This is a genomic window from Gilliamella sp. LMG 34361, assembly GCF_984569075.1.
Genome location: NZ_OZ474903.1, coordinates 800,965 through 823,673, shown reverse-complemented (window position 1 = coordinate 823,673; position 22,709 = coordinate 800,965). Strand labels below are relative to the sequence as shown.

The following is a 22,709-nucleotide window of genomic DNA, read 5'->3' as shown; positions in this document are numbered from 1 at the left end:
ATAAATAGACTTTTTACGTTTCTAAGATAATCCACTAATGGTGAGTAAGTATGGAGGGTTCACCATAAAATATCATTGGACAAAACCACAAAATATCCGCACCAATCATATTTATTTATATGCAAATACACAAATAAATGTTACTTTCTTCACAAAAATTTACTAAAATGGCAAAATTTTGTGATATAAAGCGACTTTTATGGGTATTTTTATGATATTTAGCTGATTTATCAAATAATAATTGTGAATATGCACAATGCTATTTATTTTATTCGGATTTAAGATATAACGAAGAAATTATTAGAAATGTTATAAAATTTAATTTGCTATTAATTAATATATAAAAAGGTTAAATAGCATAGTGGGAGCTGAATAATGGAGAAGCAAATTAACAAGCCGCTCTTTATCAAAATTAAAGAAATTGATAATGTTGCGATTGTTGTCAATAATAATGGATTACCCAAAGGTACGATTTTTGACAATGGATTACAATTAATTGAAGATGTACCTCAAGGACATAAAGTTGCATTAAATGATATCAACCAAGGACAAGCTATAGTACGTTATGGTGAAACCATTGGTTACGCCAAAAAAGACATTAAACAAGGTAGCTGGATAAATGAAGCTGTAACACTAATGCCAACCGCACCTGAACTGCATGAATTAGAAATAGCAACGAAAAAAGCGGATCCATTACCGCCTTTAGAAGGTTATACTTTTGAAGGTTACCGAAACAAAGATGGTTCGGTAGGCACTAGGAATATACTTGGTATTACCATGAGTGTTAATTGTGTTTCGGGCGTTGTTGAATATGTTGCTAAAATCATTGAACGTGATTTATTACCAAAATATCCTAATGTAGATGGCGTCGTGCCACTAACCCATTTATATGGTTGTGGTGTAGCCATTGACGCTCCAGCAGCTATTGTACCAATTCGTTCTATTCATAACTTAGCTAAGAATCCTAACTTTGGTGGTGAAATTATGGTGATCAGTTTAGGATGTGAAAAGTTACAACCAGAAAGACTACTTAAAGGTACTCACGATACTATTCCGATAAAATTAGAAGATGATGACCTTGTTACTTTACAAGATGAACATGGGTTTAAAGCCATGGTTGATCATATTTTGCGTGTAGCAGAAAAACACTTACAACGTCTAAATCAACGCAAACGTGAAACAGTGCCTGCATCAGAATTAATCGTCGGAATGCAATGTGGTGGTAGTGATGCATTCTCAGGTGTTACCTCTAATCCATCAGTTGGCTTTGCTTCTGACTTATTAGTAAGATGTGGAGCAACAGTTATGTTTTCTGAAGTAACCGAAGTGCGTGATGGTATTCATTTGCTGACGCCAAGAGCAGCTGATGAAGAAGTCGGTAAAGCATTAATTCGAGAAATGCAATGGTATGATGAATATCTTGCTGCCGGAAAAGTTGATCGTAGTGCCAATACTACACCTGGCAATAAGAAAGGTGGCTTAAATAACATAGTTGAAAAAGCAATGGGATCTATTGCAAAATCAGGCACAAGTCCGATTGTCGAAGTGTTATCTCCTGGTCAAAGACCTACCAAAAAAGGTCTGATTTTTGCTGCAACGCCGGCTAGTGATTTTGTTTGTGGTGCTCAACAAGTTGCATCAGGTATCACATTGCAAGTTTTCACTACTGGCCGTGGAACACCATATGGATTAGCGATGGTACCTGTCATTAAAATGTCTAGCCGTAATATTGTCGCAGAACAATGGTTCGACCTTATTGATATTAGTGCTGGAGATATTGCTTTAGGCGAAGCAACTATTGAGGATATCGGTTGGCGACTTTTCCATTTAATCCTAGATGTGGCTAGTGGGCGCAAACAACCATGGTCAGATCATTGGAAATTATACAATCCACTAGCTATTTTTAATCCGGCGCCAGTGACCTAAAAAAATAAAATACATATAAATCTATTATTAATTGCGATTCTAAATACACCTTAATTATTAAAAAATAAAAAGTGTATTTAGAATTTATTCGTTTCTGTCCAACTGTGATCCAATATATAATAATAAACGATCGTCAAATTTGGCTAGATTTAAACCGGTCAAATTAGCAATTTTATTTAATCGATATTCTAATGTATTGCGATGAATAAACAACTCATTGGCCGTATCACCATTTTTTACATTATTCTTAAACCATGTTTGCAATGTTTTTTGCAATACACCATTATTATCACCCATTCTTAACTTTTTCAAAGGTAATAATAATTCTTCAGCTTGCCAATCATAACTTAGACCATGTAATAAAACAGGAAGAATAAGCTCTTGGTAATAATAATTACGGATATTCGGCATTCTTTGCTTACCAATTAGCATTGTTGTTTTAGCGGTTTGATAAGATTTAACTAATGGATAAGGATGTTGTTCAAAATAATTACCTAATGAAATTCGAATATCTAAATGAGTGGAATCTTTGATGGTAATCACTAATTGTTCTAATTTCTTTTTGTGCTCTAGTAAATCCCATCGACCATAACGATTTAAAGCAGGAATTAAAATAACTAACTCAGTAATAGATTTAATGGCAACTAAATTATGTTGGCTAACATGTTGTATTTGATTTTGTAGATGTTGCAATTCGCTCATAGCAGTATCAATGCCTAATTGGCCACTATCGACTTCAATCATGCACACTACCCGCGGTAATTGTAAATTAATATCTAATCGTTTAACCCATTGCACCATACTTTCAGGCAAGACTTCTTTTTCAATTAGAGTAAGAATTAATTCTTCTTTTAAACGATTATCATAAGATAATTCTTGTAATAATTGGGTTTGTTCCATCATCATTTCTGCTGACATACAAACCAATTCACCAAATTGCCTTATATCGGATGGTTCACCAGTTAAACCAATAACACCAACGATACGATTATTAAGTTTTAATGGTAAATTGATACCCGGTTTAACGCCTTTCAGACGTTTAACCATTGTGCCATCAATTGAAACAGTCCTTTTTTGAGATATAGCCAATATTGCGCCTTCATGTAATTCCCCAATACGTTCTAAATCACCACTACCAATAATACAACCATCCCCATTCATTACATTGATATTACAATCAATAATTTTCATGGTTCTTTCGACAATCTGTTGAGCAATTTTAGGGGTTAGGCTATAAGAATTCATTACCATGTTAAATTTCCTATTATCATTTTGCATACGCTTTATTTTTTGTTAGCATAACACATTTTATATTGAATCATAGGTGACTTCGTCATGATAGTGTTTGATTCTATCCAAATTCGTAGAGGTATTAATCTACTTTTAGATAATGCCTCTGCAACAATAAATCCTAAACAGAAAGTTGGATTAGTCGGTAAAAATGGCTGTGGTAAGTCCACACTTTTTTCTTTAATTAAAGGTGAAATTCAAACAGATGCAGGCAGTGTTTTTATTCCTGCCCAATGGCAATTAGCCTGGGTAAATCAAGAAACTCCAGCATTAGATACAGCGGCTATTGAATATGTTATTGATGGTGATCGAGAGTTTCGAAAATTAGAGCAAGATTTAGAGATTGCTTACGAAAAAAATAACGGCGAGCAAATTGCGCTTATTCATGAAAAACTTGATAACATTGATGCTTGGACTATCCGCTCTCGGGCGGCAACATTATTACATGGTTTAGGTTTTTCCAATGAACAATTAACGTTACCGGTTAAATCCTACTCTGGTGGTTGGCGTATGCGACTTAATCTAGCGCAAGCGTTAATGTGCCGTTCTGATTTACTTCTTCTTGATGAACCTACCAACCATCTTGATTTAGACGCAGTGATGTGGTTAGAAAAATGGTTAAGTAATTATCAAGGTACACTTATTTTAATTTCACATGACCGTGATTTCTTAGATCCATTGGTTAATAAAATCATTCATATTGAACAGAAGAAATTATTTGAATACACCGGTAACTATTCATCATTTGAGACACAGCGCTCGGCAAAACTGGCGCAACAACAATCCATGTATGAAAGTCAGCAACTTAAAGTTGCTCATTTGCAAAGCTATATCGATCGTTTTAGGGCTAAAGCAACCAAAGCAAAACAGGCTCAAAGTCGAATAAAAATGTTAGAGAGAATGGAATTGATTGCCCCAGCTCATGTTGACAATCCTTTTCATTTTAAATTTCGACGACCAGAATTCTTACCTAGTCCATTATTAACCATGGAAAATATCGTTGCCGGCTATGGTGACAAAATTGTATTAGAACAGATTAAACTTAATTTAGTTCCAGGTTCTCGCATAGGTTTATTAGGTCGTAATGGTGCGGGTAAATCGACACTCATTAAGTTATTGGCAGGTGAATTAACACCGATGCAAGGGCAGATTAGTTTAGCCAAAGGGGTACAATTAGGCTATTTTGCGCAACACCAATTAGAATACTTACGGGCTGATGAATCAGCTTTATGGCATTTAAAACAACTTGCAGAACCGAAAAATACCGAACAAGAATTACGTAATTATTTGGGAGGTTTTGATTTTCATGGTGATAAAGTTAGTGAGCCAGTAAAAACATTTTCTGGTGGCGAAAAGGCTCGATTAGTTTTAGCGTTAATAGTTTGGCAAAAACCAAATCTACTGTTACTCGATGAACCAACAAACCACTTAGATTTAGATATGCGACAAGCATTAACTGAAGCATTAATCGATTTTGAAGGTGCATTAGTTGTGGTCTCGCATGATAGGCATTTATTACGTTCTACCACTGATGAGTTTTACTTAGTTCATGATCATAAAGTTGAACCTTTTAATGGTGATCTTGATGACTATCATAAATGGTTGACCGATGAGCAAAAGGCTGAAAATCAACCGCAAGAAAAAGATAAACCAGTAAAAAAAGAAGTGTTGCCTAAAGTTTCTGCACAAGAACGTAAAGAACAGAAACGAAAAGATGCAGAAGCCAGAGCACAAATACAACCATTGAAAAAACAGTTACATAAAGAAGAACAAACTATTGCTCGTTTAAATGATCAGTTAAAAGTCATTGAAGAGCAATTAGCTAATTCATCGATTTACGAAACGGATAAAAAATCAGAATTAACGCAATTATTACTTAATCAAAGTAATTTAAAGGCTGAATTAGATGAATCAGAATCAAAATGGCTAGAGCTACAGCAACAATTGGAAGAGTTCGGGGGAGGTTAACCATCAATTTAGTAAAATTTAAATACCTAAAAACAAAAAATCACAGCATATAGCTGTGATTTTTTTAATTAGATAACAAATAGATTAACTTTTTTCTACTTGGCTAAAATCAAGTTCAACTGGAGTAGAACGACCAAAAATAGAAACCGATACTTTTAAGCGGCTCTTTTCATAATCAACTTCTTCAACAACACCATTAAAGTCAGCAAATGGACCTTCGTTAACACGAACAAGTTCACCTGGCTCAAATAATGTTTTCGGACGTGGTTTATCTCCAACTTGTTGTAAACGATTCATGATAGCTTCAACTTCACGTTGGCTAATTGGCGCGGGTCTATCTGATGTACCTCCAATGAACCCTAAAGTTCTTGGAACACTTTTAACTAAATGCCAAGTCGCATCGTTCATCATCATTTCAACTAAAACATAACCTGGGAAAAATTTACGTTCGCTTTTACGGCGCTGTCCACTTTTCATTTCAACAACTTCTTCGGTTGGTACTAAAACTTCGCCAAAAGAATCTTCCATATTATGTAATTTAATATATTCACGTAATGATTGTGCAACACGTGCCTCATAGCCAGAATAAGCTTGGATCACATACCAGCGTTTTTGTTCACTCATATTAACGCCCTATTGAAGTTAAATAAAAGATGATTGAACGGAACAAAGAATCCATCCCCCAAAGTGCTGTACCAACAATAACTGTAATTACAGATATTAATAAGGTTGTTTGTACTGTTTCTTTACGGGTAGGCCATACAACTTTTCTTAGCTCTTTGCGTGATTCTTGCAGAAATGTTATAAATGATTTTCCTTTATTGGTTGTAAATGCAATAAATAAGGTTAAAAGCGAAATCACAACAACCGCAATAATTCGAACAATCGTATTTGGTTGATATATATCATTAGGCGCAGAAAAATAAGAATTTCCCCAAACAATTAACGCAATTAATACTAGAACCAAAACCCATTTAAATTTGTCTAGAACAGTGCTTGTATCTTGACTCTCGTTACTTACTAGCATATAGAACCTATGATTATGTTATTTATAATATTATCCATTTTCCAAAATGCTCTTTATCTAAAAACATTTTGCTAAACAGACTAGATAAGAAAGGGCATCAAACGATACCCTTTCTAGATCGTACTTGCTTAAATTATTTAATAACCTTAGCAACAACACCAGCACCAACAGTACGACCACCTTCACGGATAGCGAAACGTAAACCGTCTGCCATTGCGATTGGGTGAATTAATGATACTGTCATTTTGATGTTATCACCTGGCATTACCATTTCTACGCCTTCTGGTAATTCAATAGTACCTGTTACGTCTGTTGTACGGAAGTAGAACTGTGGACGGTAACCTTTAAAGAATGGAGTATGACGACCACCTTCATCTTTACTTAGAATATACACTTCTGATTCAAAATCAGTATGTGGAGTAATTGAACCTGGTTTTGCTAATACTTGACCACGTTCGATTTCTTCACGTTTTGTACCACGTAGTAACACACCTACGTTCTCACCAGCACGACCTTCGTCTAGTAATTTACGGAACATTTCAACACCAGTACAAGTTGTTTTAGTTGTTGGTTTGATACCAACGATTTCAACTTCTTCACCAACTTTGATTACACCACGCTCTACACGACCTGTTACTACTGTACCACGGCCTGAGATTGAGAATACGTCTTCGATTGGTAATAAGAATGGTTTATCAATGTCACGCTCTGGTTCTGGAATGTAGCTGTCTAATGCTTCTGCTAATTCTACAATTTTGTCTTCCCATGCTGCATCGCCTTCTAACGCTTTAAGCGCTGAACCACGAATTACTGGTGTATCGTCACCAGGGAAATCATATTGAGATAGAAGTTCACGTACTTCCATTTCAACTAATTCTAATAACTCTTCATCATCAACCATATCACATTTGTTTAAGAATACGATGATGTAAGGTACACCTACTTGACGACCTAAAAGAATGTGCTCACGAGTTTGTGGCATTGGACCATCAGTTGCTGCTACTACTAAGATAGCACCGTCCATTTGTGCCGCACCAGTGATCATGTTTTTAACATAGTCAGCATGGCCTGGGCAGTCTACGTGTGCGTAGTGACGAGTTGGTGTATCGTATTCAACGTGTGAAGTATTGATGGTGATACCACGAGCTTTTTCTTCTGGTGCGTTATCGATTTGATCGAATGCACGAGCTTGACCACCGTATTTTTTAGATAATACTGATGTGATCGCTGCAGTTAAAGTTGTTTTACCATGGTCAACGTGGCCGATTGTACCAACGTTAACGTGGGGTTTTGTACGTTCAAATTTTTCTTTAGACATTTATCGTCCCTCAATGTAATACAAATCGGTGGTGAATCACCACATTAACCAAGTATCATATTTAGTTTTAACATAATACTAACTTAAAATTAGCTTTGCATGATAACAGATAAAGCCATCAGGTGACAAGCTCTAAAGCAGCCAAATCTATTTTTAGAAGTTTAGGAAAATAACAAGAATGGTGCTGATAGGCAGATTTGAACTGCCGACCTCACCCTTACCAAGGGTGCGCTCTACCAACTGAGCTATATCAGCAATTGGAGCGGGCAGCGGGAATCGAACCCGCATCATCAGCTTGGAAGGCTGAGGTAATAGCCATTATACGATGCCCGCATGTTCAAACTCGGCTACCTAAATGCTTCAATTAGCAATTGCTAATGTTAGATAATGGTGGTGGGGGAAGGATTCGAACCTTCGAAGTGTGACACGGCAGATTTACAGTCTGCTCCCTTTGGCCGCTCGGGAACCCCACCCCGAATCATTATAAACTGTTTACTTAGGAAAATGGTGCCGGCTGCCGGAATCGAACTGGCGACCTACTGATTACAAGTCAGTTGCTCTACCTACTGAGCTAAGCCGGCCTAAGTGCTGCGCATTATGTACTAGAACATTTAAGGTTGCAAGCAAAAATAAACATTTTTTTCTTGTTTGCTTAAAAATAAATCAAAAATATAAAAAAAACCTGAAATATAGGCTATTCCAGGTTTTTATTTAATCAAATAATGATTATTTAAATTATTTCTTTTTAGTTACTTTTTTCTCAGTAGAACTAACGCCTTTAGCTGCTGTATGTACAGCCACATCTTCACTGATATCCCCTTTATCCTGATACGCACGACCATAATAAGTATCAAGCAAAATTTGTTTTAATTCTGCAATTAAAGGATAACGTGGGTTAGCACCTGTACATTGGTCATCAAATGCATCAACAGCAAGTTGGTCAACTTGAGCCAAGAAAGCTTTCTCATCAACTCCAAACTCTTTGATAGAGAATGGAATATCAAGATCTTTTCTTAATTGATCTAACCAACCAATTAATTTCTCAACTTTCTTCTCATCTTTATCTGTTGCAGCTGTTAAACCTAAGTGGTCAGCAATTTCAGCATAACGTCTAACTGCTTGAGGGTAACCATATTGGCTAAATGTACCTTGTTTAGTTGGTTTATCAGTTGCATTGAAACGAACAACATTACTAATCAGCATCGCATTTGCCACGCCATGAGGAATATGGAATGCAGCACCAATTTTATGCGCCATAGAGTGACATACACCTAAAAATGCTTGCGCAAAAGCAACACCGGCTAATGTTGCCGCACTGTGCACTTTTTCGCGAGCTATCGGGTTTTTAGATCCTTCTCTATAGCTTGCTGGTAGATATGCTTTCAATATGCTTAATGCTTGTAATGCTTGCCCATCAGAGAAGTCATTTGCCATAATTGACACATAAGCTTCTAAAGCGTGGGTTACCGCATCGTAACCACCTGCAGCACAAAGTGATTTAGGCATATTCATAACCAAGTTAGCATCAACAATTGCCATATTTGGAGTAATTGCATAATCCGCTAATGGATATTTTTGACCAGTTGCATCATCAGTCACCACCGCAAATGGTGTCACTTCAGAACCAGTACCAGATGTAGTTGTCACACAAATTAATTTAGCTTTTTTGCCCATGTTAGGGAAGTGACAAGTACGTTTACGAATATCCATAAAACGCAATGCTAATTCATCAAATTTAGTTTCTGGGTGTTCATAAAGAACCCACATGATTTTCGCCGCATCCATTGGTGAACCACCACCTAAAGCAATAACAGTATCCGGTTGGAATGCTGTCATTGAATCAGTACCTTTACGGACGACACTTAATGTTGGGTCAGCTTCAACATCAAAGAAGGTTTCACAAATCACGCCTTGTGCTTCAAGTTGATCAGTAATTTGTTTTGAGTAACCATTATTAAATAAGAATTTATCGGTTACTAAAAATACTCGTTTGGCACCTTGCTCAATCACTTCATTTAAAGCAACTGGAAGTGAGCCACGTTTAAAATAGATAGAACTTGGTAATTTGTGCCATAACATGTTTTCTGCTCTCTTAGCGATTGTTTTCTTGTTGATTAAGTGTTTCGGACCGACATTTTCTGAGACCGAGTTACCACCCCAAGAACCACATCCTAGTGTTAAAGATGGTGCTAAATCAAAGTTATATAAATCACCAATACCACCGTGAGCAGCTGGTTGGTTGATTAAAATACGACATGTTTTCATTTTACTGCCGAAATAAGCAACACGATCACGATTACTATCTTGATCAGTATAAAGTACTGAAGTATGTCCCATACCACCCATTTCAACGAGTTTCTCAGCTTTATCTACTGCTTCGTTGAAGTCTTTAGCTTTAAACATAGCTAATGTTGGTGAAAGTTTTTCATGAGCAAAAGGTTCTGATAAATCAACTTTACTGACTTCACCGACGAGCACTTTTGCACCTGCAGGCGCTTTAAATCCAGCTAATTCAGCAATTTTAGTCGCTGGTTGACCAACGATATTCGCATTTAAAGCACCTTTATCATTTAAGATAATACCCTGAACAGCTTTAGTTTCTTTAGCATTTAAAATATAAGCGCCATATTGTGTTAATAAACGACGCACTTCGTCATAAACAGAATCAACAACAACAATAGCTTGTTCTGACGCACAAATCATACCGTTATCAAATGTTTTAGACATCAATACTGATGCAACAGCACGTTTTAAGTCTGCCGTTTCATCAATAATTACAGGTGTATTACCTGCACCAACGCCTAATGCTGGTTTGCCAGAACTGTAAGCGGCTTTAACCATACCTGGACCACCAGTAGCCAAGATAGCTGATACATCATCATGATGCATTAATGCATTTGATAATTCGATAGATGGTTCATCAATCCAGCCAATAATATCTTTTGGCGCACCAGCTTTAATTGCCGCATCAAGCACAATTCGAGCTGCTTCAATTGTAGATTTTTTAGCACGAGGATGAGGTGAAAATACGATAGCATTACGAGTTTTTAAACTAATTAATGATTTAAAAATCGCAGTTGAAGTAGGGTTTGTTGTTGGAACGATACCACAAATAATCCCTAATGGCTCCGCTAAAGTAATGGTGCCATATGGCTCATTCTCAGCGACAACACCACAAGTTTTGTCGTTGCGATATTTATTAAGAATATACTCAGCAGCAAATAGATTTTTGATCACTTTATCTTCTACAATCCCCATTCCTGATTCAGCAACAGCTTGCTGTGCAAGAGGGATTCGAGCTGCGGCTGCAGCAGTAGCTGCTGCCACGAAGATTTTATCAACTTGCTCTTGAGTATAAGTCGAATAAGTTTCCTGAGCTTTTTTAACTCGAGTCATTAACTCATTTAACTCATTCATATTGGTTACTGCCATAGATTTCTCCTTGAAAATTAAAAATAAACTGGGATCGTTTGGCGTCTTCCTTGAACATATTATAAAGCATATTTATCATAGCAAAACGAAATTGTCGGATATCGTAAATCAGTTTTTTACTTTATACAATAAGATATTTAAGAAAAATGAATGTTAGTTAAAAGAGCAAATATTTTTATTACCTTTAGCGGATAAAATTCAAAATATTACTAGTTTTGAGTAGATAAGTTCGGAAAAATTACCATCAAAAATTAGCTAAAGGAAACAAAATTGTTTCTTTAGCTAAATTAAATAAAAAATCAAACATTAATTAACTTATTTAATACATAACTAACTGCTACAAAACCAAATGTTGCCGTGACAGTGGTGATTGCGCCAAACCCTGATTCACAGTCCATTTTTTTTGCACCTTGTGCTTGGCTTTTCATTAAGCAAGTTTGGCCATTAGATGCCGGATAAGTCAATTGTTCAGTTGAAAAAACACATGGAATAGTAAATTTGCCTTTACTATCTTTGTTAAGTTTATAATCATTTTTCAATCGCTCACGCAATTTAGCCGCTAAAGGATCTTGTATTGTTTTCGCTAAATCAGCAATTTTAATTTGTGTAGGATCTTTTTGCCCCCCCGCGCCCCCGATTGTAATGACCTTTAATTTTTGTCGCTTACAATAAGCCAAAACAGCAGCTTTATCTTTGACGCTGTCAATTGCGTCGATAATATAGTTATAACGAGGGTGTTGTTTAGACCCCAAATAATCATTAACGTTATCGGCATTAATAAAATCATCTATTTCATTAACAATACATTCAGGATTAATCTGTAAGATTCGCTCTGCCATCACCGAGGTTTTTGCTTTACCTATATTAGATTTTAAAGCATGAATTTGACGATTAGTATTGGTAATACAAACATCATCCATATCTATCAAAGTAATTTGTCCAATACCACTTCGAGCAAGCGATTCAGCGACCCAAGACCCCACACCACCAATACCAATGACACAGATATGGGCTTGAGAGAAACGTTGTAATGCCTGTTCACCATAAAGTCTAGCGATACCACTAAAGCGTTGAAAATAGAGTTCTGTTTTCATCATTATTTACTGATAGTGTTTATGTTTAAACACCATATACTCCTCAAACCTTTTTAGATGAGAATATTTATTCTCTTTTATTGATAACTTATTCATTAATATTATTCCTATTATACCTTTTCAAGAGTGAAACATTAATTTGTTTAGAATTATTGATATTGATTGGCATCCCTATAATTGACAATTAACCTGATGGTATTTAGTTTAACTAATTGTTTTTTTAATATAAATCAAGAGCGAGAATTAATTAGCAAATAATATTGCATATATGAATAATTTAGAATAAGCACACTAAACATTGAATCTATGTTATCGATATGCTTTATAATGAGATATAATTTATGACTCTGCCATAAAAATAAGTATTATCGACAGAGTCACAATAAATTAATTTTTGAAGGAGTGAATTGGAGCTGGAATACGCCCACCACGACTAATAAAATCACATGAACTAAATTTATTTACAGGCATTACTGGCGCATGGCCAAGTAAACCACCAAATTCAATATTATCGCCTACTTTCAACCCTACCGCAGGGATAATTCTGACCGCCGTAGTTTTATGATTAATTACGCCAATTGCTGCTTCATCAGCAATAATTGCTGAAATAGTTTCAGCTGGTGTATCACCAGGAATAGCAATCATATCTAGCCCCACTGAGCAAACGCAAGTCATGGCCTCTAATTTTTCAAGGTTTAGTGCCCCATTGTTTACCGCATCAATCATACCTGCATCTTCTGAGACAGGAATAAATGCACCACTTAATCCACCTACATGGCCACAAGCCATTACGCCACCTTTTTTCACGGCATCATTCAGCATCGCTAGCGCAGCGGTAGTTCCATGTGTTCCAACAACTTCTAGTCCCATTTCTTCTAAAATATGTGCTACTGAGTCACCGATGGCAGGAGTTGGCGCTAATGATAAATCAACAATCCCAAATTTAACCCCTAACCGTTCTGACGCTTCTTTACCTACCAATTGCCCCATACGAGTTATTTTAAAGGCTGTTTTTTTAATGGTTTCAGCAACAACATCAAAAGGCTGACCTTTAACTTTTTCCAATGCTCGCTTAACTACACCCGGCCCACTCACACCGACATTAATCACACAGTCAGCTTCACCAACACCATGAAAGGCACCAGCCATAAATGGATTATCTTCAACTGCATTAGCAAATACCACTAATTTTGCACAAGCCATACTACTATTATCGGCGGTTAATGCGGCCGCTTCTTTAATAATTTGTCCCATTTGCTTTACTGCATCCATATTAATACCAGTTTGAGTAGAACCGACATTAACAGATGAACAAACTCGTTCGGTTTGTGCTAATGCTTGTGGAATTGATTTAATAAGAATTTCATCGCCTTTATGGTAACCTTTTTGCACTAATGCAGAAAATCCACCTATAAAATTAACACCAACCGCTTTGGCTGCTTCATCGAGTGTTTTAGCAAAAGCAACATAGTCTTTATCGTCACTTGCGCCTGCAATCAATGATATAGGCGTAACCGAAATACGCTTATTAATAATAGGGATACCAAATTCAGAAGTAATTTGATCGCCAACTTTAACTAAATCTTTCGCTAATCGCGTAATTTTATCGTAGATTTTTTGACGCGCTTTTGCACCATCACTATCAATACAATCAAGAAGAGATATACCCATGGTTATTGTGCGGATATCAAGTTTTTCTTCCTCTATCATTTTAATTGTTTCGAGGATCTGTTTTGTTTCCATTAGTTCTATCCTTTCGTAAAAATATGAAATTGAGCTTATAAACGATGCATTGCATCAAAAATTTCTTCTCGTTGTATATTCACTTTAACTTTTAACTGCTCACCAGTATGTACTAAAGTATTTTTAATTTCATCAAAAGTGGCGTTAATTTTAGATAAATCTAATAACATAATCATGGTAAAATACTCATCCATGATAGTTTGGCTAACATCTAAAATATTAATATTTAATTCATATAACTTTTGGCTTATCCCTGCAATAATTCCTGTTTGGTCCTTACCTATTACCGTTAAAATTGTTTTCATCACACTCTCCGCACAAATTTTATACACTTAAAAAATATTTATTGAGTTGTTTATAATAACACCTTCAAAAATTATCTAAATAGGAGTAGATTGTTTTTTTAATCAAAATAAAAAACAAAAAGATAAAATGAAAGGGCGTTATTATGGTGAATTTTCAAAAATCCAATAAATTGGATCATGTTTGTTATGACATTCGTGGACCAATTCTTGATCATGCAAGAAAGCTTGAAGAAGAAGGTCAAACCATTCTTAAACTCAATATTGGAAATCCCGCCCCTTTCGGTTTTACTGCTCCAGATGAACTATTAGTGGATGTTATTCGCAACCTACCAACATCACAAGGATATTGTGATTCAAAAGGTCTTTATTCTGCTCGTAAAGCGATTATGCAGCATTATCAATCCAGAGGAATTACTAATTTAGATGTTGAAGATATTTATATCGGAAATGGTGTTTCAGAGTTAATAGTTCAATCAATGCAAGCACTTCTTAATAGTGGTGATGAAATCTTAGTACCAATGCCTGATTATCCACTTTGGACTGCTGCCGTTAGTTTATCTGGTGGTAACGCGGTTCACTATGTTTGTGATGAAGAAGCTAATTGGTCACCTGATTTACAAGATATCAAACAAAAAATCACCCCTAAAACCAAAGGGATTGTGATTATTAATCCAAATAATCCTACAGGTGCAGTATATAGCAAAGAAGTTTTACTCGAAATTGCTGAAATTGCACGGCAAAGTAATCTAATTATTTTTGCTGACGAAATTTACGATAAAATTTTATATGATGATGCTGTACATCATTCAATAGCAGCTTTAGCTCCGGATCTGTTTGTCATTACCATGAGCGGTTTATCAAAAACGTACCGAGTTGCTGGTTTTAGACAAGGGTGGATGGCGCTTTGTGGACCAAAACAACATGTTAAAGGCTACATTGAGGGGCTAAACATGTTAGCTTCAATGCGTCTATGCGCTAATGTACCATTGCAACATGCAATTCAAGGCGCATTAGGTGGTTATCAAAGTATTAACGAATTTATTGTGCCTGGCGGTCGACTCTATGATCAATGCATGTTGGCATGGCGACTATTAAATGATATTCCGGGTATTTCTTGTACCAAGCCACAAGGCGCTTTATATCTTTTCCCTAAACTTGACCAGAAAAAATTTAATATTCATAGTGATCAAAAATTAGTTTTAGACTTTTTGTTACAAGAAAAAGTATTGTTAGTTCAAGGAAGTGGATTTAACTGGCATAAGCCAGATCATGTCAGAATTGTCGCATTACCTCACACCGGCGAATTGCAAGATGCCATTGGCCGTTTTGCTAATTTCTTATCTAGCTACAAACAATAATTAAATATTTAGTTACTAATAAAAAAGCGCCTTAAACGGCGCTTTATAAACAAATTATTTAAACTAATTTATTTTTTTAGCTCAGCTAATCTGTTACGAATATTTTGAGCACGTTTTTCTGATGATGGGTGACTACTTAAAATTGATGAATCACCACCACCTAATTTATCAAATCCAGTTGCAAGACCAGCTGGATTGATTTTTCTTTTGATTAAGTAATCGAAAGAGAAGTTATCCGCTTCTTGTTCTTGTGTTTGTGAAAATTGAGCATTGATAACTTTTTCTGCTAATGCACCAATAGTAGATTTTGATAATGAGGCAACGGTTGCATTACCAGATGCTGCTGCTGCATCACGAGCAATTTGTGTCATATAAGCTACTTGCATTGCTTTTTTACTATGACCTAATGCTACGTGACCTAGTTCATGACCTAAAACGCCTTTGATTTCATTGTCTGTCATCATATCCATTAGGCCACTGTAAACACGTACGCAACCGTTAGCCATCGCCCATGCATTAATATCTTTAGTAATATATACTTTATAGTTAACTGGTGTACCATTTATATTATTACCAAGAGATTTAGCGATCCTATTTAAACGTTTAGTATAAGCGCTTTTAGCTGAAGCAATTTTTGATTGAGCATCCATTTGTGCACATGATTGTTGACTTATTGCTTTTACATCATTATCACTTAGCGTTGCTGCTTTGAAACCTTCAAAACCGAGACTAGTTAAATCGCTTGTACTCATATTTTTACAGCCAGCTAAAGACATAGCTGCAACTAAAGGTAGTGCAACAAGCAATGTTTTTTGATGTTTTTTCATAATACTTTCCTTATATTAACAAATTTTACTTTCTTCTAACTTAACGTTAGATAGGTGGAATTTTAACGCAACTTTAATAATAATCAACAAATAATTACTTGCTTAGTCATTATTAGCACTTTAGACTAGTGCCTCATTTTTTGAGGAACATAAATATGCAACTGTCAGATTTCGATTTTACTCTCCCCAAAGAACTGATTGCAAAATACCCATCAAAAACAAGAAGTTCATGCCGATTATTATCACTTAACAGCCATACTGGACAGATTGAAGATAAAGTTTTTACTGATATTATTGATTACATCAATGAAGGTGATTTACTTATTTTTAATAATACCAAAGTGATTCCTGCGCGGTTATATGGCAAAAAAGCATCAGGTGGAAAAATTGAAATATTGATTGAACGCTTGTTAGCAGATAATCGTGCTCTTGCTCATATAAAGGCGTCTAAATCACCTAAAGTTGGTGCTGAACTCATTTTAGGTGAAGAGGACAATATTTGCGTTACCATGTTGGCTCGCCATGATACTTTATTTGAATTGCAGTTTCCCGATGATGTACTTAACATTCTAAATGAAATTGGCCATATTCCTTTACCACCTTATATAGATCGACCTGATGAAATACAAGATCGCGAGGTATACCAAACTGTATATAGTAAAGTACCAGGTGCAGTTGCTGCACCAACAGCAGGTCTTCATTTTGATCAACCTTTATTAGAAAAACTTAAAAATAAAGGGGTCGAAATGGAATTTGTCACGTTACATGTCGGCGCTGGAACATTCCAACCGGTAAGAGTGGAAAATATAGAAACACACATTATGCATGCTGAATATGCCAAAGTGCCAGACTCTGTTGTTAAAGCGGTTTTAGCATGCAAAGCTAGAGGCAATAAGGTGATTGCTGTTGGCACCACATCTGTCAGAGCATTGGAAAGCGCAGCCAAACCGACGGGTAAAATTGAGCCATTTTTTGATGATACTCAAATATTTATTTATCCCGGTTTTGATTTTAAGGTAATTGATGCGCTTATCACTAATTTTCATTTACCTGAATCAACTTTAATTATGCTGGTTTCTGCATTTGCTGGTTATGAAAATACCATGCAAGCTTATCAACATGCAGTAACCCAAAAATATCAATTTTTTAGTTATGGCGATGCCATGCTAATTACTAATACTTGATAATCTATAGCCAATAAATTTCATCTAAAATTATTGGCTATAGATTAAAAAGCTAATGATGACTTAACCTGTCAGTAATATTAGCAATACGTTTCATAGTTATTGGATGAGAAGTTGGTTGATTTTTAACGTGAATTGGCATTTTAATCAGCATATTGATCAATCCGTTCGCATCTAAATTTTCGTTAACTAACAAATCAAAAGCATAATTATCTGCTTCAATCTCAAATTGATGTGAAATTTCTTCTTTTACGACAATCACCAGTTCGCTAGCTTTATCCGTAATTTCAATATAAGGAGCTTGTCGAATCATACTTATTCCATGTTTTAGTGCAATGTGAGCCTGTTCATGTGCAATGACTGCTTGTAACTCATTATCCTCAAGTAAAGTCATCAATCCACTATTTATCCGGATACAACCATTAACTGTAGACCATGCATTAGGTTCACTATCAAAATAAACTTGATAATTTAATTCAACATTATTGATTTTTTGTGGTAACCTTTTGGTTAAATTAGATAATCGTTTACTAAGAAAATTATAATTAGGGGCAATAATCGCACGCTTGTCATTTTCGATGCAAGCTTGTTGGCTAATGGCAAAAATGTCATTATCAGATAATTGTTTAATTTTTTCAAATGACACTCTGGTTAGCGGTATTTTATTTTGATTTTGACATCCGCACACCATTAATATCAGCAAACATGAAAACAATAAAATAATATTTTTCAAATGTCCCAAAATCCTTACAAATATTGTCTATTTAGGCTTAGCACGATAAACTAAGCACCGCAAATTAATAATACGATGACGTATTATATCAATAAAACGCGCCAAACTGTTTATTTGGTCGCAAGAGGTCAAAATAAAAATGAAATTTGAGTTAGATAACACTGACGGCTTAGCTCGTCGCGGACGTATGAAATTTAATCGTCGTGGAATTGAATATATAGTTGAAACACCGGCATTTATGCCCGTTGGTACCTACGGTACTGTAAAGGGTATGACGCCTGAAGAAGTTAAAGCAACTGGAGCACAAATCTTACTAGGAAATACCTTCCACCTATGGTTAAGACCTGGACAAGAAATTATGCGCAAACATGGCGATCTACATGACTTTATGCAATGGTCTGGACCAATCTTAACCGACTCAGGTGGATTCCAAGTTTTTAGTCTTGGTGATATTCGAAAAATTAAAGAAGAAGGTGTCTATTTTCGTAATCCGATTAATGGTGATTCAATTTTTTTATCCCCTGAAATTTCAATGGAAATCCAATATGACCTTGGCTCAGATATTGTGATGATTTTTGATGAATGTGCACCTTTCCCTGCTGAATGGAATTATGTTAAAAAATCAATGGAGATGTCATTACGTTGGGCTAAACGTAGTCGTCAACGCTTTGATGAATTAGGTAATAAAAATGCGTTATTTGGTATTGTGCAAGGCGGTATACACCAAGAATTACGTGATATTTCAATTAAAGGGTTAACTGAAATTGGCTTTGATGGTTACGCTGTTGGTGGTCTTGCTGTTGGTGAGCCTAAAGCCGATATGCATCGAATATTAGAAGGCACCTGTCCACAACTACCCTTAGATAAACCTCGTTACTTAATGGGGGTGGGTAAACCAGAAGATTTAGTTGAAGGTGTACGTCGAGGAATTGATATGTTCGACTGCGTCATGCCAACCCGTAATGCGCGTAATGGACATTTATTTGTCACTAATGGTGTGATTAAAATTCGTAATGCCAAATATAAAGATGATACAACACCTCTCGATCCAGATTGTGATTGTTATACCTGTAAAAACTATACTAAATCTTATCTTCATCATTTAGATAAGTGTGGGGAAATATTAGGCGCTCGTTTGAACACTATTCATAATTTACGCTATTATCAACGCTTAATGACTGAAATACGTGAAGCTGTCGCAAATAAACGATATGAAGAATTTGTCACAGAATTTTATCAACGAACCGGTAAAACGCCTGTTTCATTATCAAAATAAAATAAACCTTATAAATTTTGCAGACCAGCTATTGACACATTAAAGCTAGCACAGTATTATGCGCTACCTAACGGCGAGTAGCGCAGCTTGGTAGCGCAACTGGTTTGGGACCAGTGGGTCGGAGGTTCGAATCCTCTCTCGCCGACCACCTTTTTGTTTCATAACGACGTGACATCATTTCCTATTGGTTAAACAGTAGTTTTGATTTTATCTATAAATAATTACAAAACTGATTCTGCAACTTTCCTAATGTTTGATTAGATTGTTTTTAATACCAATTATAATTAATCACCATCTTCAACTTTATCAAAAAATCTTAAAACAAAAAGACCTATCAATTCATTACAATTTGGACATCTAACAATTTTTATCATACCTGTCTTGTTATAATAGTAATCTTGGTATGATATATGTTTAGCGAGAGCAATAGGAAAATACATGTACATATAGATCTCATCATCACAAACAAGAGCTATATACTTATTATGACAATGACGGCAAAAAGCATATTGCACATGAGCGATAACTGCGCTACGAAAATCCTCATCGGTGTAACTATCATCTTTTATTTTCTGGTCTAATTCTTTTAAATTAATATCTTTGTTGGTCCAAAATAGGCAGTGTGTTTGATAAGCATCATAACCATCTTTTAAAGGAAAAGGTAATTGCGTGTTTATCCTAAAAATTGCTAATCGTGTATCCGTGCCATTTTGCAACTTTTCAATAAGTTGTTTTGATGTAAATCCTCCCAATCGTTGATTAATACGATTTTGGCTATCTGGTATAACAAGGCTGTTGATTAATGTTGTTTCCTCTTTTATCAAATCGTCTTCAGGGAATATATAGAAGAATTCAATCTCTTCGGTTTTTATTAATTTCATGGTTTTACCCCATTAACAAGTTCGAATCCTCTCTTGCTAATTACTTTATTTGTTTCATAACGACGTGATACTCTTTTTCATTGACTAATTAGTAATTTTGGTTTTTACCCATAAATAATTACAAAAACTAACTCCTTCATTTTCCTAACGTTTGATTATATTGTTTTTAATACCAATTATAATTAATTACCATCTTCAACTTTATCAAAAAATCTCGCAACATAAATGCCTATCAATTCATTACAATTTGGGCATCTACCAATTTCTATCATATCTAATTTTTTATCACTGTATTCTCTAAATGATACATGTTTATCAACTGCAATAGGAATATATAGGAACGTATAGATATCATCATCACAAACAAGAGCTATATATCTATTGCGGCAATGACGACAATATGCATATTGCACATGAGCGATAACTGCACTATGAAAATCCTCATCGGTGTAACTATCATCTTTTATTTTTTGGTCTAATTCTTTTAAATTAATATCTTTGTTGATCCAAAATAGGCAGTGTGTTTGATAAGCATCATAATTATCTTTTAGAGGGGGACGTATATTTATCCCAAAAATTGCTAATCGTGTATCTGTACCATTTTGGATAATTTCAATAAGTTGCTTAGACGCAAATCCTTTCAATCGTCGATTATACCAATTTTGGCTATCTGGTATAACAAGGCTGTTGATTAATGTTGTTTCCTCTTTTATTAAATCGTCTTCAGGGAATATATAGAAGAATTCAATCTCTTCGGCTTTTATTAATTTCATGGTTTTACCCCATTAACAAGTTCGAATCCTCTCTTGCTAATTACTTTATTTGTTTCATAACGACGTGATACTCTTTTTCATTGACTAATTAGTAATTTTGGTTTTTATCCATAAATAATTACAAAAACTAACTCCTTCATTTTCCTAACGTTTGATTATATTGTTTTTAATACCAATTATAATTAATTACCATCTTCAACTTTATCAAAAAATCTCGCAACATAAATGCCTATCAATTCATTACAATTTGGGCATCTACCAATTTCTATCATATCTAATTTTTTATCACTGTATTCTCTAAATGATACATGTTTATCAACTGCAATAGGAATATATAGGAACGTATAGATATCATCATCACAAACAAGAGCTATATATCTATTGCGGCAATGACGGCAAAAAACATATTGCACTTTAGCGATAACTGCACTATGAAAATCCTCATCGGTGTAACTATCATCTTTTATTTTTTGGTCTAATTCTTTTAAATTAATATCTTTGTTGATCCAAAATAGGCAGTGTGTTTGATAAGCATCATAATTATCTTTTAGAGGGGGACGTATATTTATCCCAAAAATTGCTAATCGTGTATCTGTACCATTTTGGATATTTCAATAAGTTGCTTAGACGCAAATCCTTTCAATCGTCGATTATACCAATTTTGGCTCTCTGGTATAACAAGGCTATTGATTAATGTTGTTTCCTCTTTAATTAAATCGTCTTCAGGAAATATATAGAAGAATTCAATCTCTTCTGCTTTTATTAATTTCATGGTTTCACCCCATTAATAAGTTCGAATTCTCTCTTACTAATTACTTTATTTGTTTCATAACGACGTGATACCCTTTTTCATGACTATTAGTAATTTTGGTTTTTATCCATAAATAATTACAAAAACTAACTCCGTAATTTTCCTAATGTTTGATTATATTGTTTTTAATACCAATTATAATTAATTACCATCTTCAACTTTATCAAAAAATCTTAAAACAAAAAGACCTATAAATTCATTACAATTTGGACATCTAATAGTTTTTATCATATCTATTTTTTCATAATAGTTATCGCTTAATGGTACACGTTTAGGAATATACATGGATATATAGATTTCTTCATCATAAACAAGAGCTATATATTTATTGCGACAATGACGGCAAAAAACATATTGCACTTTAGCGATAACTGCATTACGAAAATCCTCATCGGTGTAACTATCATCTTTTATTTTCCGGTCTAATTCTTTTAAATTAATACCTTTGTTGGTCCAAAATAGGCAGTGTGTTTGATAAGCTTCATATTCCTTTTTTAAAGGAATAGTTGCTAATCGCGCGTTTACTTTAAAAGTTGCTAATCGTGTATCCGTGCCATTTTGCAACGTTTCAATAAGTTGTTTAGACTCATACCTTCCCATTAGTCTATTAACCCGATTGTTTGGAATAACAAGGCTGTTGATTAATGTTGTTTCCTCTTTTATTAAATCGTCTTCAGGAAATATATAGAAGAATTCAATCTCTTCTGCTTTTATTAATTTCATGGTTTTACCTCATTAACAAGTTCGAATCCTCTCTTGCTAA

Annotated in this window: 20 protein-coding genes and 5 tRNA genes; 6 read left to right on the top strand and 19 right to left on the bottom strand. The window is 35.0% G+C overall.

Going from position 1 to position 22,709, the window contains the following annotated elements; translation table 11 throughout:
• Positions 1 to 387: 387 nt before the first annotated feature.
• Positions 388 to 1,926 carry a galactarate dehydratase gene (gene garD, locus AC5LXI_RS03950; RefSeq protein ID WP_065577678.1) on the top strand — a complete coding sequence of 513 codons (1,539 nt, stop codon included), beginning with the start codon at positions 388 to 390 and terminating at the stop codon, positions 1,924 to 1,926.
• Positions 1,927 to 2,010: 84 nt separating this feature from the next.
• Here garD and AC5LXI_RS03945 read toward each other — a convergent pair whose 3' ends face one another.
• Positions 2,011 to 3,171, bottom strand: a complete 1,161-nt coding sequence (locus AC5LXI_RS03945; RefSeq protein WP_493444246.1) for a sugar diacid recognition domain-containing protein — start codon at positions 3,169 to 3,171, stop codon at positions 2,011 to 2,013.
• Between the two features lie 90 nt (positions 3,172 to 3,261).
• Here AC5LXI_RS03945 and AC5LXI_RS03940 point away from each other — a divergent pair, with 90 nt between their 5' ends.
• Positions 3,262 to 5,184: an ABC transporter ATP-binding protein gene (locus AC5LXI_RS03940; RefSeq protein ID WP_493443617.1), complete on the top strand. Its 1,923-nt coding sequence runs from the start codon at positions 3,262 to 3,264 to the stop codon at positions 5,182 to 5,184.
• A gap of 84 nt (positions 5,185 to 5,268) precedes the next feature.
• Here AC5LXI_RS03940 and nusG read toward each other — a convergent pair whose 3' ends face one another.
• The 11 genes from nusG to AC5LXI_RS03885 form a co-directional block, all read right to left on the bottom strand.
• Positions 5,269 to 5,808 (bottom strand): transcription termination/antitermination protein NusG, encoded by a 540-nt coding sequence (nusG, locus tag AC5LXI_RS03935; protein WP_493443616.1) that lies wholly within the window; start codon positions 5,806 to 5,808, stop codon positions 5,269 to 5,271.
• A 1-nt stretch (position 5,809) separates the two neighbouring features.
• Positions 5,810 to 6,211, bottom strand: coding sequence for a preprotein translocase subunit SecE (gene secE, locus AC5LXI_RS03930; protein ID WP_493443615.1), 402 nt, complete (start codon positions 6,209 to 6,211; stop codon positions 5,810 to 5,812).
• A gap of 133 nt (positions 6,212 to 6,344) precedes the next feature.
• Positions 6,345 to 7,529, bottom strand: a complete 1,185-nt coding sequence (gene tuf, locus AC5LXI_RS03925) for an elongation factor Tu (protein WP_034900851.1) — start codon at positions 7,527 to 7,529, stop codon at positions 6,345 to 6,347.
• 179 nt (positions 7,530 to 7,708) lie between these two features.
• Positions 7,709 to 7,784 (bottom strand) — tRNA-Thr (locus tag AC5LXI_RS03920).
• Between the two features lie 3 nt (positions 7,785 to 7,787).
• Positions 7,788 to 7,862 (bottom strand) — tRNA-Gly (locus tag AC5LXI_RS03915).
• A 55-nt stretch (positions 7,863 to 7,917) separates the two neighbouring features.
• Positions 7,918 to 8,002: transfer RNA gene (locus AC5LXI_RS03910), tRNA-Tyr, on the bottom strand.
• A gap of 32 nt (positions 8,003 to 8,034) precedes the next feature.
• Positions 8,035 to 8,110 (bottom strand) — tRNA-Thr (locus tag AC5LXI_RS03905).
• Between the two features lie 154 nt (positions 8,111 to 8,264).
• A complete protein-coding gene (adhE, locus tag AC5LXI_RS03900) occupies positions 8,265 to 10,961 on the bottom strand; it encodes a bifunctional acetaldehyde-CoA/alcohol dehydrogenase (protein WP_493443614.1) in 2,697 nt (898 codons plus the stop codon).
• Positions 10,962 to 11,260: 299 nt separating this feature from the next.
• Positions 11,261 to 12,055, bottom strand: coding sequence for a tRNA cyclic N6-threonylcarbamoyladenosine(37) synthase TcdA (gene tcdA, locus AC5LXI_RS03895; protein ID WP_493443613.1), 795 nt, complete (start codon positions 12,053 to 12,055; stop codon positions 11,261 to 11,263).
• Positions 12,056 to 12,442: 387 nt separating this feature from the next.
• Complete coding sequence (locus AC5LXI_RS03890) at positions 12,443 to 13,798, bottom strand: PFL family protein (protein ID WP_065578304.1); 1,356 nt, start codon at positions 13,796 to 13,798, stop codon at positions 12,443 to 12,445.
• A 35-nt stretch (positions 13,799 to 13,833) separates the two neighbouring features.
• Complete coding sequence (locus tag AC5LXI_RS03885) at positions 13,834 to 14,103, bottom strand: ACT domain-containing protein (protein WP_493443612.1); 270 nt, start codon at positions 14,101 to 14,103, stop codon at positions 13,834 to 13,836.
• Between the two features lie 143 nt (positions 14,104 to 14,246).
• On the opposite strand from AC5LXI_RS03885, the gene AC5LXI_RS03880 reads away from it, so the two are divergent.
• Positions 14,247 to 15,461 carry a pyridoxal phosphate-dependent aminotransferase gene (locus AC5LXI_RS03880; protein WP_493443611.1) on the top strand — a complete coding sequence of 405 codons (1,215 nt, stop codon included), beginning with the start codon at positions 14,247 to 14,249 and terminating at the stop codon, positions 15,459 to 15,461.
• A 68-nt stretch (positions 15,462 to 15,529) separates the two neighbouring features.
• Here the strand turns inward: AC5LXI_RS03880 and loiP are convergent, their stop codons facing one another.
• The gene (gene loiP / locus AC5LXI_RS03875) at positions 15,530 to 16,288 is read right to left on the bottom strand and encodes a metalloprotease LoiP (protein ID WP_493443610.1); all 759 of its coding nucleotides are present in this window, start codon (positions 16,286 to 16,288) and stop codon (positions 15,530 to 15,532) included.
• Positions 16,289 to 16,443: 155 nt separating this feature from the next.
• Here loiP and queA point away from each other — a divergent pair, with 155 nt between their 5' ends.
• On the top strand, positions 16,444 to 17,472 hold the full coding sequence (gene queA / locus AC5LXI_RS03870) for a tRNA preQ1(34) S-adenosylmethionine ribosyltransferase-isomerase QueA (protein ID WP_493443609.1): 1,029 nt from the start codon (positions 16,444 to 16,446) through the stop codon (positions 17,470 to 17,472).
• A gap of 52 nt (positions 17,473 to 17,524) precedes the next feature.
• Here queA and AC5LXI_RS03865 read toward each other — a convergent pair whose 3' ends face one another.
• Positions 17,525 to 18,205 carry a M48 family metalloprotease gene (locus tag AC5LXI_RS03865; RefSeq protein ID WP_493443608.1) on the bottom strand — a complete coding sequence of 227 codons (681 nt, stop codon included), beginning with the start codon at positions 18,203 to 18,205 and terminating at the stop codon, positions 17,525 to 17,527.
• Positions 18,206 to 18,344: 139 nt separating this feature from the next.
• Here AC5LXI_RS03865 and tgt point away from each other — a divergent pair, with 139 nt between their 5' ends.
• Entirely contained in the window at positions 18,345 to 19,481 is a 1,137-nt protein-coding gene (gene tgt / locus AC5LXI_RS03860) for a tRNA guanosine(34) transglycosylase Tgt (protein ID WP_493443607.1), read from the top strand.
• A gap of 71 nt (positions 19,482 to 19,552) precedes the next feature.
• Positions 19,553 to 19,629, top strand: a tRNA-Pro gene (locus AC5LXI_RS03855).
• Positions 19,630 to 19,765: 136 nt separating this feature from the next.
• Here the strand turns inward: AC5LXI_RS03855 and AC5LXI_RS03850 are convergent.
• The 5 genes from AC5LXI_RS03850 to AC5LXI_RS03830 form a co-directional block, all read right to left on the bottom strand.
• A complete protein-coding gene (locus tag AC5LXI_RS03850) occupies positions 19,766 to 20,362 on the bottom strand; it encodes a hypothetical protein (protein WP_493443606.1) in 597 nt (198 codons plus the stop codon).
• Positions 20,363 to 20,544: 182 nt separating this feature from the next.
• Positions 20,545 to 21,135: a hypothetical protein gene (locus AC5LXI_RS03845; RefSeq protein ID WP_493443605.1), complete on the bottom strand. Its 591-nt coding sequence runs from the start codon at positions 21,133 to 21,135 to the stop codon at positions 20,545 to 20,547.
• A 182-nt stretch (positions 21,136 to 21,317) separates the two neighbouring features.
• The gene (locus AC5LXI_RS03840; protein ID WP_493443604.1) at positions 21,318 to 21,548 is read right to left on the bottom strand and encodes a hypothetical protein; all 231 of its coding nucleotides are present in this window, start codon (positions 21,546 to 21,548) and stop codon (positions 21,318 to 21,320) included.
• 167 nt (positions 21,549 to 21,715) lie between these two features.
• Positions 21,716 to 21,907: a hypothetical protein gene (locus AC5LXI_RS03835; protein ID WP_493443603.1), complete on the bottom strand. Its 192-nt coding sequence runs from the start codon at positions 21,905 to 21,907 to the stop codon at positions 21,716 to 21,718.
• Positions 21,908 to 22,087: 180 nt separating this feature from the next.
• Entirely contained in the window at positions 22,088 to 22,669 is a 582-nt protein-coding gene (locus tag AC5LXI_RS03830) for a hypothetical protein (RefSeq protein ID WP_493443602.1), read from the bottom strand.
• Between the last annotated feature and the right edge of the window lie 40 nt (positions 22,670 to 22,709).